Source organism: Candidatus Melainabacteria bacterium (assembly GCA_016193285.1).
Taxonomy (GTDB): domain Bacteria; phylum Cyanobacteriota; class Vampirovibrionia; order 2-02-FULL-35-15; family 2-02-FULL-35-15; genus JACPSL01.
Window position 1 is genome coordinate 1 of sequence record JACPSL010000035.1, and the last position, 16,698, is coordinate 16,698.

Here is a 16,698-nt window from a genome sequence, read left to right on the forward strand (position 1 = left end):
TCTTTATTTTCCAGTAATTCCTCAATATGGTTATTTCAAATGGCCTACAGAAAAATCTATTTTTCAGACCTAAAATGCTTTATTTGATCCCAATTCTGCATTCTACGAAAAAAATTAATTGTTAAGTTTTAAACTTGCGAATCTTCAAGCAAATGGCAGGGATAAGGAACCTGTTACTTCTAATATGTTGTAAGTCCCCAGTGAAATTTCTTTCTAATTACTGAGTAAAAATCATTTTCTTTCCCGGGTAATCTCATTAACTTTGCAGTGTGAGTAGCTCTCTTTATTTTAATTTTTGTGCCATCTTTAATATTAAAAGCTTCTTGACCATCTAATTGTAAGAGTGCATCTTCATGAGGACGATTAAATGTAATCATTATGGTTTTGTTGTCAGAGATTATATGTGGTCTGCTTGTAAGAGTGTGCGCACAAATTGGTACAATCTCAATCCCATGTATTTCAGGATCCATAACAGCTCCACCAGCTGAGAGAGCATAAGCTGTTGAACCTGTTGGAGTAGATATTATTAATCCATCTGCAATGTAATCAGCAACAGGTTTGCCATCTACACTGAGTGCTATATGGATCATCTTATAACTTGTGCCACGGTTAATAACAATATCATTAAGTGCAAACAAAGGACCTTGGTTATCAATATATCCAGAAAGCATTGTTCTTTCTTCTATCTTATACTCATTATTTAAAACTTTTTCAACAAACTCTAAAACATCTTTATTACTGGTTTGTGTCAAGAAACCAAGATGGCCTGTATTTATTCCAAAGATTGGTATTCCTTTTGGAGCAAGTACTCTGCTTGCTCCTAAGAGAGTTCCATCTCCTCCTAAAACAAGTGCGAAATCTAACAATTCATTTAATAGATTTAAATTACTATCTTCAACAGAAGTTTTACCAATCCATGTGTTTATGTTTTTTTCGTGTAAGAATTTGTCAATTTTTTTAATAACTTCAAGATTTTCATCCCAACTTGCATTGTAAATTAATCCTACTTTTTTTATTTTTTGTCCTTCAGTCATTTTATTTCGCTGAATTTTTTGTGTGCTTCATCAATAACATGTTGTATTGTTTCTTCACCAACCAGTTCTTGATCGCTCTCATTAAATGTTATATCAAACCAAAACTCAATATTACCAGCTTGACCAGTAATAGGTGAAGAAGCAATACCACGTGTATACAAACCTAGGTTAGAAATATTTTCCATATAACCTAATAGTAATGCCTGATGTATTCTTTTATCTTTAATGATACCTCCTTTGCCAACCTCACTTTTTAATGCTTCAAACTGTGGTTTAAACAAAGTCAGGATATGTGTTTCATCACTACATTCAACAAGATCAATAATTGGTTTAAATACTTTAGAAAGTGATATAAAAGATAAATCCACAGCACAAATTGTAGCTTTTGGCTCTCTTAAGTTATAAACTTTTTCTGCCATCAAGTAACGAACATTAGTTCTTTCAAATAAAACTACTCTTGGATCTTTTCTTAGAGAATAATCAAATTGTCCGTAGCCTACATCTACTGCATAAACTTTTTTTGCACCTCTTTTTAAAAAACAGTCTGTAAATCCTCCAATTGAAGTTCCAACATCAAAACATATTTTGTCAACTACATTAATTTCAAAATATCCAAGAGCACCTTCTAGTTTAATCCCGCCTCTACCTACGTAAGGATTTGTAGTAAATAAAACTGTAATTTCAGAAGCTGGATCTATAAATGTCCCTGGTTTTATAATTTTATCCTTATTAACTAAAATTGCTCCTTGAATTATTGCAGAGCGTGCTTGTTCGCGAGAAGGGAAATATTGCTTTTCTAAAAGCAATGTGTCCAATCGCATTTTAGGTTTTTTGGAAGGCATATTACAATCTTGGAATAACCTTTAAAACATTATACTGTGTATCTCTTTGAGCAGCATCTTTACCAGCTGCATGAATTGCATGGATAATTTCGTCAATTGAGACTTTATGTGAAGTCCCAGCAGCACTTACAACATTTTCTTCAAGCATTGTTCCACTCATATCATTAGCACCAAAACTTAGTGCTAATTGTCCAATTTTAATTCCTTGTGTAACCCATGAGGATTGGATATTAACAATGTTGTCTAAAAATATTCTTGAAGTTGCAAGAGTTTTTAAATAATCAACATTTGTAGAGGCGTTGCATGCAACATCTCTACCTAATGGATTATTCTCTTTTTGAAATGTCCACAAAATAAATGCTGTAAAACCAGAATATTTATCTTGAAGATTTCTAATTTTTTCCATATGCTCTATTCTTTCTTCAAGTGTTTCAACATGCCCAAACATCATAGTTGCTGTAGTCTTCAAACCCAATTTATGTGCTGCTTCCATAACTTCAAGCCAGCGACCAGATTTTATTTTTAGCGGGCTAATTTTGTTTCTCACTCTATCAACTAATATTTCTGCTCCACCTCCAGGAATTGAATTTAAGCCTGCATTTATAAGTCTCTTTAAAGCAGCTTCTATACTTAGATTAGAAACATTACAAATATGATCAATCTCTGGTGGTGAAAGAGCATGCAAAGTAACGCTTGGAAAATCTTTTTTTAGCTTTCTAAAAAGATCTTCATAATATTCAATTTTTAACTTGGGGTTATGGCCTCCTTGAAGTAAAAGTTGTGTTCCTTTTAAATCAACAAGCTCTTTTGTTTTTTCATAAATAACGTCATAAGAATTTACATACCCTCTCTTATCCCCAGGCCAAAATGCAAATGCACAAAACCTACAAGCTGCTGTACAAACATTTGTGTAATTTATATTTCTGTCAATTACAAATGTAACTGGTTTTGAATTAGAGTGGTACTTTTGTCTAATTTGATCTGCCAGATCTCCAAGTTTTAAAAGATCAGTATTCAAGTAAAGATTTAATATTTCTTCTTTTGTAAAGCGTTTGTTCAGCATAGAAATTATTATATCTGTATTTGAACATCTAAAATCATAGACTCAAATGACATTATAGTTTTGCAATAAGTTCTATGGGAAATTTCAATTCTTTGTTATTTAATTTAGTCATCAATGGTAATAATACGTTCTCTCCATTGTTAAATTTCTCCATAATTCTTCTTATGGGAGATTGCTGTTTCCAAAGATCAGTTCCAAATGTATTTTGCTTTTTTTCAGGGAAAATTGAATCAACCCAAAGACCAGCGATTAGAAGGTGCGACATTATGTAAATAACATCAGAATCCAGCGAAGTACAATTCGCATAAATAGATTTTAGCCCAAACCTAGGATCTTTAATTAAAGCTATTCTTGCTATATTTCCAGAAAGCTCCTTAATAATTCTGTCTGCATCTGCTTTTTTTATTAGCTGAGGTTTTTTTTTAGATGGACCTGTAAAATTTAAATAACCTGGTACTTTACTATGAAAATATCTTAAAGTACTTTCATCTTTTGTTAAGCCATCAGTAAACCTACTATCTGTTTGAGTTTCATCGGGTGGACATCTACTACTATCCTGAGCATGTTGTAATTCTTCAATGAGGGTGGCACAAACCTCATAATAATATATTGTTGCTGGATCATAATCCTGTGCAATTCCTTCTTGAATTCTTACAAAATTATCAAATGCTGGATCTTTTTTATAAATCTCTATATTTTTCTTCTCTTCACTTTGAACCCTTAACAGCTGTAATAAATTCACGCTTGTCTCTAATGACATTGGATTATAATTACCTACCAAAGAAGAAACAACATCATCATTCAATGGAATATGAAAATATGCTGGGACTTGACATCCAGCAATTGAATAAATTTGGGTTCCAATAACAAGAGCAGGCATTAAATTATCTATATAATCTGTAGGAGTCATAGCTTGGAGAAGATCTTCATCCCTGGGCATTCCGTGTCCATTGGGTATTAATGCCAAATGATTTAAAGACAATAACTGGGAATTTAAAGTAGCTATTAAGAAAGAAGCATTTAATAGAGGATTTGCTTGTATATCAAATGAATCTATTTCTTTATTGCACGTATCAAGTAACTCTCTTGGATTTCTTTTTACAAAAAAAATGTTTGAGTTTAGCACGGTTTCTAAAGCTTGAGAATTCTTAGAACCAGATTTTACATATTCAATTAATGCAGGTTTTAATTCTTCAGTAGCAAACCTGCATAAATTACTGTATCCCAGAAGAGCCTTTTGTTCTTTGTCAGTAGATAATTCATTTGCTAATTTTAAAGCAACACTAGTTATTCTTCTTACACTTTGACCTGCAAGGAATAAAGCTTTACTAAAGCTTGAGGTAGTAGGACAGCTATCTTCAAGAGTCCTATAATCCAAACCAGAAACCAAGTTGCTTACAACAGGTGTTTTCCTGTCTTTAGTTCGATTAGTTTCACCCTGTTGTGAAGCTATCTCTAGACCGTATTCTAATGCTACTGTTTGAAGAAATGTAGCAGTTCTATCACATAAACGCCAGACGGGAACTGTAACAGGAGATAGAAGTTTCCTAAGCAAGCTATCGCTAGCATTTCTTTTTATTCTCATAACTCCATCATTATAAAGAAAAAGATTTTGAGTAAACATTAAGAAATTCTAAAATATTAAGTTAATCATAATATTTTGGATATTTTTTTAATGGGCCACAAAGCAACTTAAATTCTCCTAAACACCAAACACGCATTATGTCCGCCAAAACCAAATGAGTTTGAAATTACAAGATTCAAGTCATTTACTTTTCTTGCCTTATGAGGGACAAAGTCCAAATCACACTGAGGATCCGGGTTATCAATGTTAGTTGTAGGAGGAATTATATTTGTTTGCAATGCCATAACACATGCTATAGCTTCAATAGCACCAGTTGCACCAAGCAAATGTCCGTGCATTGACTTAGTAGAACTTACAGGTAAAAGTCCTTTTTTTGCACGATTGCCAAATACTCGTTTTATAGCAACTACTTCAACAATATCACCAACAATTGTACTTGTAGCATGAGCATTTATATAGTCAATCTCTTCAGGTGAAGAATTTGCATCTTCAATTGCAAGTTTAATTGCTCTTGCAGCTCCATCACCATCTGGTGATGGAGAAACAATATCTGAAGCATCGGATGTAGCACCAAAACCTGCTAACTCGCAATAAATCTTTGCTCCTCTTGCTTTAGCATGTTCCATTTCTTCTAGTATTAAAATCCCCGCACCTTCACCCATTACAAAACCATCTCTATCCTTATCAAATGGTCTGGAAGATTTTTCTGGTTCATCATTAAATGAAGTAGATAGAGTTCGTGCTGCACCAAATGCTGCAACACTAACACCGGTTAGAGGTGCTTCACACCCGCCTGCAAAAACAACATCTGCATTACCTGTCTGAATAATCTTAAATGCATCACCAATGCAATTTGTACTAGTTGCACAAGCAGTAACAGTACAAGTTACAGGACCTTTTGCACTGTGGTAAATAGATATATAACCTGCTGGCATATTTGCAATCATTGATGGAATTGTAAAAGGACTTACTTTAGTAGGCCCTTTAGCTTTTAAAATATTGTGTTGTTCAATTATTGTTAAAATGCCACCTGCAGCACTTCCAACAACTACCCCAATTCTTTCAGGATGTGGATAATTTACCATGTCAAAATTTGCATCTTTAATTGCATTTATTGAAGCACTTAAAGCTAACTGAATAAATCTATCTGTTCTTCTAATTACCTTTAGATCAAGATATAATTCAGGCTTAAAATCATTACATACAGCACCAACACGACAAATATCTTTTGAGGTTTTTACTTCAGGGAAAAAATCCATCTTTGATATTCCGGATTTTCCACCTATAAGGTTGTTCCATAATTCTTCTTTACTTTCACCTAAAGAACAAATTAAACCCATTCCAGTAATTACAACTTTCTTTTTCATGCCTCTTAATATACCAGTGCAGGGGCGTTTTGCAAAACGCCCCTACTATTAACCTGTGGAAAAATAAATTCTTTAAGAATGGGAAACAATATAATCAACTGCTTGTCCTACAGTTGTAATTTTTTCTGCCTCTTCATCTGGTATTTCAACACCAAACTCTTCTTCAAATGCCATCACTAATTCAACTGTATCAAGCGAATCTGCACCTAAATCTCCAGTAAAACTTGCTGACTCGGTAACTTCTTTTGAATCTACACTTAATTGTGAGCTTACTACTTTTTTTACTCTTTCCATTGCTTCTGTTCGATCCATAACTTTAGTCATATCTCCCCCGTGATGTTAACCTATAACTCTGGAAAAGGATATCACAGAATATCTTTCAAGAAAACGCATTTACATAATTCCTTACATGAACATACCACCGTCTACTACTATAACTTGGCCTGTTACATAAGAACCACCAGTACAAAAGTAAAAAGCTGCTTCAGCAACATCTTCAGGCTGTCCAAAACGAGCAAGCGGAATAAATTTTAAATATTGTTCCTTAATTTCTGGTTTTAACTTTTGAGTCATTGGTGTATCTATAAAACCTGGTGCAATTGCATTGCAAGTAATATTTCTTGAAGCATATTCTTTTGCAATTGTTTTTGTAAGTGCTATTACACCACCTTTTGATGCAGCATAATTTGCTTGTCCAAAATTGCCATGCATCCCAATTACACTTGCAATATTTACAATGCGTCCAAAATTAGCTTTTGACATATGTTTTATTACTGACTGCGTAACTTTAAAAACACTAGTTAAATTTGTTTCTATAACAGCATTCCATTCCTCAAGCTTCATCCGCATAAGCAAAGTGTCTTTGGTAATGCCTGCATTATTCACTAAAATATCTACTTTCCCAAATTTGCTTATTACTTCTTCTGTCATTTTTTCAACACTGGAGACATCTGTCACATTACAAAGAACTGAATGTGCTTTTAGTCCTGCATCTTTAAGTTCTTTTGCTCCGCTGTCAGCAGATTCTTGTGTAATATCTGTAATAATTGCTGTTGCGCCGGCACTTGCAAGTTTTTTAGCAATAGCTAAACCAATCCCGCGACCTGAGCCTGTAACGATAGCAATTTGATCTTTTAATAAATCATGATGGGACATTTTTGCCTCCGAAAGTGTTTGAGTTGACATAAAATCCTCCAGCAGTAATTACTCTAACCTAGCATCTAATTTTTATCCGAGCAATAGTAATTACAATTATGCTTAATTTAACTGCTCTAAATTCCTTATTAAATTAAGTGTTTCTAATCAATTCTAACAGCTTTAGAATTTCCCTCAGGACATTTTCCTCACAGGTTGAAACCGTTGCTATTCCAGCTTCTACAAATAACTTATAGTGAGTAGCTAATTTATTAAGTATTATTTGTTCTTCTGTGTCTGGTGTATCAAGAGCTGGAGCTTCAAAAAATATTACACGCGGATGCCATACTCTAGCCTCTCTTAAGAAAAGTTTCTCTGCTGATCGCAGCTGCGAATCTCCAAAGTTTCTTGTAAATTCAAATTTTATTCCCGCTGTATTAACAACCGAGTATGTGGGTTTCTTTTCACCATACAAGTTATTTCCATATTTCATATACCTTACAGGATCTGTTCTTTCGTAGACTTCAATATCAAGAGCTTTCTTATTTAACTCTCTTGAGAAAAAGCTCCAGTGTAGCTTCTTTGAACCAGGCAAATTTTTATTTTGTGCCAGAATGATTGTTGCAATTCTACTCATATAAAAATATATTATATTTTAAATGCTTAAGAAGAAATTCTGCATTTTTTTTATAATTTCTTTAACTATCTTTGAATTTTTAATTAGGGTATAATAAGGGATTGGTAATTAAAATTGACGAATTCTGATTTTTAGCCATGTTTTAAGCCTCAGCTAGCCGCTAGAATTGCGGATGTAGTTTAATGGTAAAACCAAAGCCTTCCAAGCTTTTGTTGAGGGTTCGATTCCCTTCGTCCGCTAAGTTCATTTTTAATTTCTTCAAAAAAAAGATTGCAGTTTATTTTACTTTCTTTAAGAACAAGAGCAAATAAAAAATATAAAAGCTACAAACCAAAGAAATTATTTTTCAAAAACCAACTTAAATATCCTACTGGAATAATTTATGCGAAAAGCACAACTTAAATCTATACTCTTTCTTTCATAGAGGAAAAATTATACCAAACGTGAAAAATAAACCAACATATCACGTCATTCCGAGGAGCAGAGCGACGTGGGAATCTCCAAAACGTTAGGAGATTGCCACGCCTCGTTTCACTCGGCTCGCAATGACAGAAAGTGTTGGATTAATTTCCACAAACGGTATTATATAGAAAACTGGAGTTAATCACTCCGGCTAAAGTAAACTTGCTTAATTTTTGAGATGTTAATTGTCTGAATGGGCTAAACCGACAGTCTCCTTATAGTTAATAACTTTGGTTCTCACTTTGTACCTGAGGTCAGATTTTTATAGGAATACAGCTAAAATGATTTAAAAAGTCATCTTTTTGGTGGTCTAAAAGGATAGTGTACTATCCTTTTAGGTGTATTAAAAAGGATGGTATAATATCCTTAATGGAAGGATAAAAGGATAAAAAATGGCTTTTGTTGGAGAGGCTGAAATATTACAAGTCATAAGAGGATTTAATCTGTGGTGGGCCAATTCACAGGTAAATTCTGAAGACTTTAAAAGAACAGCTTTTGGTGAAGTTAGAAGATATATTGATGAGAAAGAATTTAAGAGAGCAATAATATTGTCAGGTGCTAGAAGAGTTGGCAAAACAATTTTACTTCATCAGTTGATTGACTACTTAATAACTCAAGTCGGAATCGACAGTAAAAATGTTCTTTATTTAAGCTTAGATCATCCAATTCTTAAGCTTGTTACTCTTGATAAAATTTTGGATGTTTATCATCAAAACGTTCAAGCTGAACCTAAGAAACTGTTTTTATTTTTAGATGAAATCCAGTATGCATCTGATTGGGGGAGCTGGTTAAAAATTTATGTTGATTTTAAGCTAAATACTAAGATTGTAGCTACTGGCTCAGCAAGTCTTGAAGTTAATAATAAAGGTAAAGAATCAGGTGTTGGCAGATGGGTTACTGTAACAATGCCGACACTTTCTTTTTATGAATATTTGAAAATTAAAAAGCTCAATACACCAGCAATTGATCCTGAGCTCATACCTTCTAAGCTAATTAATATGAAAAAAAATGACCGAATGGACATTATGAACAAATGTGCTGAGCTAATAAATAGTTTTAATCAATATCTTTTGCTTGGTGGTTTTCCAGAAACTGCTTTAATGAGTGACTCTTCATTAGCTCAAAAGTTGCTAAGAGAAGATATTGTTGACAAGGTTCTTAAAAGAGATATGACGGCATTATATAAAATTCGCAATGTTATAGACATTGAGCGCTTGTTTATTTATCTATGCATTAATACTGGTGGAATTACTGAGATTACAAAATTATGTAGTGAGCTTGGATTGAATAAATCTACAGTTCAATCTCACCTAAATTGCCTGGAGTCTGCTAATTTGATCTACAGACTAAACCCAATTAATATTGGTGGTAAAAAATCTTTAAAACCAAGAACTAAAATATACTTAGCAGATGCTGCAATCAGAAATGCTGTGCTTTTAAAGGGAGAAGAGATTTTTTCTAACCCTCAAGAAATGGGTATAAATGTTGAAACCTCTGTATTTAAGCATTTATACACTTTTTACTATCCTAGTAAGCCTCCGATCGGTTATTGGAAGAAAAAGAAAACAGATCATGAAGTTGATCTTATTATTAATTTTAATGGAAATTTGTTACCTGTTGAAGTGAAATATCGCGAAAAAGTATCTATAGAAAAAAATCTGGGTTTGTATAGTTTTTGTGAAGAAGAAAAACCTAGAACGGGGTTTTTAGTTACAAAATCAGTTGGTGATTATGATGTTGAGACTTTACCATCTGGTACAAAGATTCTAAAAATACCAGCGTTTTTGTTCTTGTATTTGTTAGGGCAAGCAGAAAGGCAGTAGTTATTAGGTGAACTCTACGAATCACTCAAGGATAGATAAACAATAGTGAAGAGCACTCGTGGGTAAATCATGCAGCAGGAGCCAAGTCTGGAATGTTAATATAGCCCAATTAGAAACTTAATAATATTCTTTTTATAGAGTAAATTATAAATATTCCTTGAGGTTACAGGTTCTTCCTCTTTGAGTCCAGATTATAAAAAAACTTACCTAAATTAGCCCTGGTATAAATCTGTACTTAACTTTTTTACAGTAAGCTTTGTATTCAGGATCTTTCATTAAATGTCTTTCTTCTGTAATTGCACGAATAGTATAAACCAAATTCCAACAACATAAAAATAAGACATTGTGAAAGCCTTTCATATATTGAAGATGTTCAAACCACCAAGCAATATTTTTAGATGCATAAGCTGGATGTCTTATAAATCTATATGGTCCACGATCTACAATTCCTTTATTGCTTAGATTACTAAATCTGACACCAAGTGCAATTGTTGCCCAGACAAATACTACGTAAAGTAAAACAATTATTATTCTTATAAAAATCTTTTGCTCTTCTGTAAACTCAATAAATAAATCCTGTCTGTCCATAAGTGGGAAATAATCACCGCTAATACGGTTAAATGGCGGATAACACATTAGTGCAACTGCCCAACCAAACATTGTAGGTTCAACAGATTTTGTTTTATTACCTAGCCATTTTAATTCAAGCCCATATCCTACAAGTGCAACTCCAGTATCAACAATAAAAAGCGAATTATAAATAAGGTCTAAGAACCAGTGAGCAAGCTGTATTCCTTCCATTGGAGTGGCAATTCTGCTTACTAAGCTTTGGACAGTTGTAACATGATGAAACATAAACATTGTCATAAGTGGCAAGAAAAAACCTTTTACAAGGCAAGTTAAACAAAAATTATTAAATCTTTTTACTTTAAACAATCCTGCAATTTGAGATGGATCTCTTGTTGCAACCATTAAACCAATTCTTTTTAAAAGAACAAAAAATATGATTGTTGGATCTTTAAAGTCATCTTTAAATCTATAATTAAACTTCAAGGTAAACCACGTATAAGGCAATGCTAAAAGACAAAAAATAAAATAAGCTTTTTGCATTAAACCTCTTGCATTGTTAAAGTCTGGATTTAAATAGTACGGATGAGAGTTGTATAAGAAATAAAACAAACTTACTAATAGCCAAAGACTTGCAAATCGCCAAAACACTGACTGACCAAAACTTTTTATTGGTTTATAAATGTCTCTTACATAAGTTGTCTTGTTTAATGTCATTAAAATTCTTTTTTAATCTCAAAAAATCTTTCAATATCTTCTAATAAGACTGGTTTATCTTTTAATCTTCTCCAGACAATAACAGCAGCTCTTCCAATAATTCTATTTTCTGGCAAGAAACCCCAAATATGGCTGTCCTGGCTTTTGTTTCTATTGTCCCCCATTAAAAAGTAATGTCCTTTTGGAGCTATTATTTTACCTGACTTGCCTTGTTTTTTATATACCTCGATGTTTATTAAATCTGTGCAATCATATTTAGTGACTTCATTTATATATTGCTCATTTAATAAATTCCCATTTATATAAACTCCTTCTTCTTTTCTGATTTCAATGTGATCTCCAGGAAGTCCAATTACTCTTTTTATGTATGCATCGTCTTGTGGTAAAAAAGGTAGTCCTGTCCACCTTGCAAATAAACTTAAAGGATCATAATGTAAATCTTTTCCTTTATTTGCTTCTTTTGGTGGATAAAAAACTAAAATATCTCCTCTTTTAATTGGGAATTTAAAACCTAAGAGTCTTAAATTCTTAGTTACTTTTTCAACAATCAACCTATCATTGACTTTTAAAGTAGGGACCATTGATTCGCTTGGAATATATCTGGCTTCAATAAAACCTTGTCTAATAATAATTAAAAGTATTAGTGTTACAACTACTAACTCTACTGTTTCTTTTATAAAGCCATAAAGCTTTTCTTTCATTCTCTCAAATTATTCTCCAAATATTTTTAGCTCTTACTAAATATGAGACAGATATTTAAATTAATTGTTGCATAAAATAAAAGAAATTATCTACTAGAGATATAATATTGGTTGTGTTTATTAGGAGGCTTATAAATGTTTAAAACAATAACTATTCTTTTAATGTTTTTTTCTTTAATGAGTGTTACTTTGAATGATTCATCTGAAGCTTTCTTTTTTAAGAAAAAAAAGGAACAAGCAAAAACACAACCTGCCCAAGTAAGTGAAAAAGCAGAAAAGAAAATAATTGTTGCAGAGATCTTTGCAAGTTGGTGTCCTGCTTGTAAAAATATTCAGCCTACACTTGATCAACTTGCAAAAGAAGGACCTAATATTGATCTTGTCCAGCTTGATGTTTCTACTCCTTCAAAAGCTAAAGAAGCAGCAAAAAAAGCAAAAGAATTAAAAATTGACAAGTTTTATGATGCAAATAAAAGCAAGACATCTACAGTAGGCATAATAGTACCTACTTCTAGTGAAATAGTTTCAATCTTTCAAAACAATACTGAACTAGAAGAGTACAAAGCTGCTATCCAGGATGCTAAGACAAAAGAGAAGGCTTTGTATAATTAATTTAAAAGGATTATAAAAATGTCAGCAAACAAAGATCAAAAACGTCAAAAAGATAATTCTCAGGACAAAATAAATACAGAAAGCAAGAAAAAAGGATTTCAACCTCCGCCACCTAAACCATTTCAACAATTTTCAAACCCAAATAAATTTAAAGGTGGACCTCCTCAATCATTTAATGCTTTCCACCGCAGGCTAGGGAAGTAATTAGAGATTGGAGAATTAGAGAAAATAAAGCGAGGTCTCTATAACAAAAAATATCACATATAAAAAGTTTTGCTGTAAAATTAATACATAATGCTTCGTCGGATTTTAAGCATAAAAATCTTTAAGCATCTTGATTATAAAGTAGTAATCATCCTTGCAGCAGCCATTTTTTTTCGCTTCTTTCTTTTAGATATAAAGCCACCTCACCATGATGAAGGAACAATCGGCTCATTCGTAAAGCACATAGAAGTTAATGGTTTCTACAAGTATAATCCCACATATCATGGGCCTCTTACTTATTACATGGGGTTTATTTCCCAAACACTATTTGGTCACAATTTATACGCACTTCGTACACCAATTGTTTTGATAGGGATACTTACTATTTATTGGTTACTACTCTTTAGGCAATTTTTTGGCCAAACTACCTGCTTGATTGTTGCTTTATGCATGTTGCTCTCACCAGCATATGGTTATTTTTCTCGAGGTACAGTTATGGATTTGTATTTGAGCTTTTTTGACGTTCTAATTTTTTGGGGTGTGATGGGGCTTTGGCATTACGGGACAAAAAAGTATATTTGGGCTATAAGTCTTGGTCTTACAGGGATGATACTTACAAAAGAAACCTTTGTTATAAATTTGAGTTGCTTTATTTTAGCTATATTTTTCTTATTCCTCTATGAAAAAGCTGTTCCATCAAGAGAAAATCCTCCAGCTAAACAGAGCTGGACCTGGAAAGATTTAAGTCTAGCTATTGGTTGTAGTTTGGGCTTAATTATATTTTTCTATTCAGGAACCTTTTTCAATTGGAGTGGTATTTTGGAGTTGTGCAAAACATTCCATTACTGCGTTGCTACAAGTACTCAAGGCAGGCATGCTAAGCCATTTTTCTTTTGGATAACTTTAATGTCAAGATATGAGTGGACAGCTTTGTTAGGACTTGCTTCATCTATTTTGTGCATAATATTCTCAAGCAGATGGCTTAAGTTTGTTTCAATTTATGGATTGTGTTTATTTTTAGCGTATAGTCTCATCCCTTACAAAACCCCATGGCTCATCGTTAATTTTTTATGGCCCTTTTATTTTGCCTTTGGTAATTTAATTAATTATCTCATGAAAACATCCTGGGGAGGATTAGCAACTCTTGTATGTGTAGGACTTTTTCTTAACTCAGGAATAACTAGCTATAAATTAAGTTTCATAAATCATTCAAGCGACAAAGAACCATATGTTTATGTCCAGACTTATAATGATATTAAAAAGTTTACAGATCCTTTATTCAAACTAGATATTTCTCGCTATAGCTTAGCAGGCATCATAATGCTGCCAGATTCATGGCCTCTTCCTTGGATACTTAGTGATTTTTCCCAAGTTGGTTATTTTGGTTCTAGAATTCCAAATAATTACAACGCTGACTTTTTGCTTGTGGAAAGCAAAAGGATCAATGAGGTAGAGGAGAAGCTTGAAAGAGAATACTTTACAGAAACATTCAGGCTAAAAAGTACACAAGGCCCGTCAAAACTTTATTTAAGCTATGATAGGTTTAAAGATATTTTTCCAGGCAGAGAACCAGAATTTATACCAAAACCAAAAGAACCTATCCCTCCTGGACAAGGGCTTCTTGCACTTTTCTATCCTAATAAAGAATTGACAGGAGAACCACAAATTAAAAAGCAGGTAGGTACAATTGACTTTTACTGGGGAGTAGCTAATATTGTTGAAGACAAACCTATACAAGCACCTTTTGGAATTCAATTTATTGGAGAAATAAATATCCCACAAGCAGGAACAACTTTAATATTAGCTACTGATGATGGAGGCTATGTAGAAATTGATGGTAATAGAATTATTGATGATCCTGGGCCCCATCCAACGGTATCAAAAAGTGCTGTTGTAACTGGTATAAGTGGTTGGAGAAAAATAAGGATTGGATATTATGATATTGGCGGAGGTGCAACTGTTAAATTACTTTGGAAAGATGCAAGTGGAGTTGAACACTTAGTACCAGCAAATCAACTAAGATTTAATGAAAGGTCGCTTAATCAATGAAGTGGTTTATTGCTTATTTATCAAGCATTGCAATGTCATCCATTGTCAGTGTCTTGCTAGCACTTATTTTTCATAAACTTACTAAAGAAATTAGTTTCATTGGTCTTTTGACTGGATTAATTACAGCTATATTTATTCTTTTTAAGTGTTCAAACTTAAGTTCAGGGCTTAAGGTAAAAGATTTTGGTTTTTGGTCATGGGCGGCGATTTCTGTATATGTGCTTATTTCATTAAGATCTTTTCTTTGGCTTGTTTATAAGAATGGAGATAGCTTAAAAGTTTTATCAAAACATAATTTAGGTGATGCTCCTTTACATATTGGATACATTCAGTACTTAGCAAATGGGATTTCATTTTGGCCTGAAAACCCGATGTATGCTGGTGTTAAATTCCACTACCCAATTGGGATGGATCTTTTCAATGGCCTTTTAGTTTCGCTTGGTGCAGATGTAATCCGTAGTTTAATTTGGATTGGATTACTTTCAAGTATTGCTTGTGGCTTTGCACTAATTTTGTGGGGGCGTGCTTTTACTCTTAGCGGTTTTTTGTTTGCAGGAGGGTTATCTGGTTTCAAGTTTTTTGAAAATTTTACTCTTGCTGATTATCAAACTGGTCTTGCCTGGGGAAATATTCTTTTCCCAATGCTTACTACTCAAAGAGGTTTACTGTTTGCATTACCTGCTGGTTTAGTTCTTTTGTGTAGTTGGCGAGAAAGATTTTTTAGTAACAAGAATGCGATTTATCGTATTTCTCCATTGCCCTTTTGGATTGAGGTTTTACTTTATTCTTCAATGCCCCTTTTTCATATGCATACATTTATTTATCTATCACTGCTCCTTGGAATTTGGTTTTCAATTCCTTCTAAAGACAATCAGAGCAAGATCTCACGACTAGTTATTTTTTCAGCCCCACTTGCAATTTTTTTGATCTATTTTCTCACAGAGTTTAATGCAGCACCATTTGTACATATTAAGTGGGGGTGGATGCAGGGGAGTGATAACTTTTTTAAGTTTTGGATTTTAAACTTTGGCATATTTTGGCCCCTTGTAATCTGGCTTTATAAAAGGCTTGTAGTAAAAGTATATAAAGATAGAGACTTAATGAATCAAACCTCAGTAGCATTTGTTTTCCCTGCTCTTATCTTGTTTATTCTTTTTTGCATAGTAATGATGGCGCCATCGAACTGGGATAATATTAAACTTCTTATGTGGTCATATTTGATTTTACTTCCTTTCCTTTGGGAATATCTAATAAAAAATTTACAGAAATATCTTCAATACCTTATTTGTTTTGTTTTATTTTTTTCTGGCTTTATTACTATAGTTGGTGCTAGCAGTTTGCAACAAGGGCATGAAATTTTTAAACTAAGTGAGCTTTATAATATTGCTCCTGTACTCCAAAAACTCCCAAGAGAAGCTACATTTGCTGCTCACCCTGGAGCTCATCATCCATTACTTTTTTGGGGGAGAAAAGTTATCATGGGGTATCCAGGCTGGATCTGGGGCCATGGACTTGATTTAACCTCTCAAAGAGAAAAAGTAGAAAAATTAATGAATGGTAAAGATGGATGGGAAAAGGTTGCTAAAGAGCTTGGTGTTGATTATATCTTCTGGGGTAGGTTTGAAGAGCAGAATTATCCAACTTCCTTAAAGCCATGGGAAGACAAAGCCAGGTTAGTTTCTTCAGGTAGTTGGGGAAAGATTTATAAGTTAGAATTGAACCTTGGGATAAATTTATGTGGGATATTGAAATGCTAAGAAGAGCAAGAAACGAAAATTACAAAGTAGTGGCTTTTCCAGTAGAATGGTCTAATGATGCAGATACTAGATCTAATCCTTTTATTGGTTCCTTTGAGAGTTTATTTCAGATCATAAACATAATGCTTAGAACATGAAGAGAAG

At 33.2% G+C, this 16,698-nt stretch carries 16 protein-coding genes and 1 tRNA gene; 7 read left to right on the forward strand and 10 right to left on the reverse strand.

Annotated elements, in window-relative coordinates; genetic code table 11:
- Nucleotides 1-179: 179 nt before the first annotated feature.
- The 8 genes from HYY52_07395 to HYY52_07430 all read right to left on the reverse strand — a co-directional run bounded on the left by HYY52_07395 (nt 180) and on the right by HYY52_07430 (nt 7,662).
- The gene (locus HYY52_07395; GenBank protein MBI2996507.1) at nt 180-1,034 is read right to left on the reverse strand and encodes an NAD(+)/NADH kinase; all 855 of its coding nucleotides are present in this window, start codon (nt 1,032-1,034) and stop codon (nt 180-182) included.
- Complete coding sequence (locus tag HYY52_07400) at nt 1,031-1,855, reverse strand: TlyA family RNA methyltransferase (protein ID MBI2996508.1); 825 nt, start codon at nt 1,853-1,855, stop codon at nt 1,031-1,033. Before HYY52_07400 ends, HYY52_07395 begins: the two co-directional genes overlap by 4 nt.
- Before the next feature lie 22 nt (nt 1,856-1,877).
- Nucleotides 1,878-2,939 carry a dehypoxanthine futalosine cyclase gene (gene mqnC / locus HYY52_07405; protein MBI2996509.1) on the reverse strand — a complete coding sequence of 354 codons (1,062 nt, stop codon included), beginning with the start codon at nt 2,937-2,939 and terminating at the stop codon, nt 1,878-1,880.
- A gap of 52 nt (nt 2,940-2,991) precedes the next feature.
- A complete protein-coding gene (locus tag HYY52_07410; GenBank protein ID MBI2996510.1) occupies nt 2,992-4,563 on the reverse strand; it encodes a hypothetical protein in 1,572 nt (523 codons plus the stop codon).
- 68 nt (nt 4,564-4,631) lie between these two features.
- Nucleotides 4,632-5,891 carry a beta-ketoacyl-ACP synthase II gene (gene fabF / locus HYY52_07415; protein MBI2996511.1) on the reverse strand — a complete coding sequence of 420 codons (1,260 nt, stop codon included), beginning with the start codon at nt 5,889-5,891 and terminating at the stop codon, nt 4,632-4,634.
- A 72-nt stretch (nt 5,892-5,963) separates the two neighbouring features.
- Nucleotides 5,964-6,203: an acyl carrier protein gene (gene acpP / locus HYY52_07420; GenBank protein MBI2996512.1), complete on the reverse strand. Its 240-nt coding sequence runs from the start codon at nt 6,201-6,203 to the stop codon at nt 5,964-5,966.
- Nucleotides 6,204-6,296: 93 nt separating this feature from the next.
- The gene (fabG, locus tag HYY52_07425; protein ID MBI2996513.1) at nt 6,297-7,046 is read right to left on the reverse strand and encodes a 3-oxoacyl-[acyl-carrier-protein] reductase; all 750 of its coding nucleotides are present in this window, start codon (nt 7,044-7,046) and stop codon (nt 6,297-6,299) included.
- Nucleotides 7,047-7,179: 133 nt separating this feature from the next.
- The gene (locus HYY52_07430) at nt 7,180-7,662 is read right to left on the reverse strand and encodes a hypothetical protein (GenBank protein MBI2996514.1); all 483 of its coding nucleotides are present in this window, start codon (nt 7,660-7,662) and stop codon (nt 7,180-7,182) included.
- A gap of 168 nt (nt 7,663-7,830) precedes the next feature.
- Between HYY52_07430 and HYY52_07435 the strand changes: the two genes are divergently transcribed.
- Together HYY52_07435 and HYY52_07440 are read left to right on the forward strand one after the other, a co-directional pair.
- Nucleotides 7,831-7,901: transfer RNA gene (locus HYY52_07435), tRNA-Gly, on the forward strand.
- A gap of 615 nt (nt 7,902-8,516) precedes the next feature.
- Nucleotides 8,517-9,947 (forward strand): ATP-binding protein, encoded by a 1,431-nt coding sequence (locus tag HYY52_07440; protein MBI2996515.1) that lies wholly within the window; start codon nt 8,517-8,519, stop codon nt 9,945-9,947.
- A gap of 207 nt (nt 9,948-10,154) precedes the next feature.
- Here the strand turns inward: HYY52_07440 and HYY52_07445 are convergent, their stop codons facing one another.
- Nucleotides 10,155-11,231 (reverse strand): isoprenylcysteine carboxylmethyltransferase family protein, encoded by a 1,077-nt coding sequence (locus HYY52_07445; protein MBI2996516.1) that lies wholly within the window; start codon nt 11,229-11,231, stop codon nt 10,155-10,157.
- Nucleotides 11,231-11,932: a signal peptidase I gene (gene lepB / locus HYY52_07450; GenBank protein MBI2996517.1), complete on the reverse strand. Its 702-nt coding sequence runs from the start codon at nt 11,930-11,932 to the stop codon at nt 11,231-11,233. The genes HYY52_07445 and lepB overlap by 1 nt, the downstream gene beginning before the upstream one ends.
- A gap of 135 nt (nt 11,933-12,067) precedes the next feature.
- On the opposite strand from lepB, the gene HYY52_07455 reads away from it, so the two are divergent.
- The 5 genes from HYY52_07455 to HYY52_07475 all read left to right on the forward strand — a co-directional run bounded on the left by HYY52_07455 (nt 12,068) and on the right by HYY52_07475 (nt 16,691).
- Complete coding sequence (locus tag HYY52_07455; protein ID MBI2996518.1) at nt 12,068-12,544, forward strand: thioredoxin family protein; 477 nt, start codon at nt 12,068-12,070, stop codon at nt 12,542-12,544.
- An 18-nt stretch (nt 12,545-12,562) separates the two neighbouring features.
- On the forward strand, nt 12,563-12,748 hold the full coding sequence (locus HYY52_07460) for a hypothetical protein (GenBank protein ID MBI2996519.1): 186 nt from the start codon (nt 12,563-12,565) through the stop codon (nt 12,746-12,748).
- A gap of 90 nt (nt 12,749-12,838) precedes the next feature.
- On the forward strand, nt 12,839-14,797 hold the full coding sequence (locus tag HYY52_07465; protein ID MBI2996520.1) for a TIGR03663 family protein: 1,959 nt from the start codon (nt 12,839-12,841) through the stop codon (nt 14,795-14,797).
- On the forward strand, nt 14,794-16,554 hold the full coding sequence (locus HYY52_07470; GenBank protein ID MBI2996521.1) for a hypothetical protein: 1,761 nt from the start codon (nt 14,794-14,796) through the stop codon (nt 16,552-16,554). Before HYY52_07465 ends, HYY52_07470 begins: the two co-directional genes overlap by 4 nt.
- Nucleotides 16,533-16,691, forward strand: a complete 159-nt coding sequence (locus HYY52_07475; protein ID MBI2996522.1) for a hypothetical protein — start codon at nt 16,533-16,535, stop codon at nt 16,689-16,691. Before HYY52_07470 ends, HYY52_07475 begins: the two co-directional genes overlap by 22 nt.
- Nucleotides 16,692-16,698 lie beyond the last annotated feature (7 nt).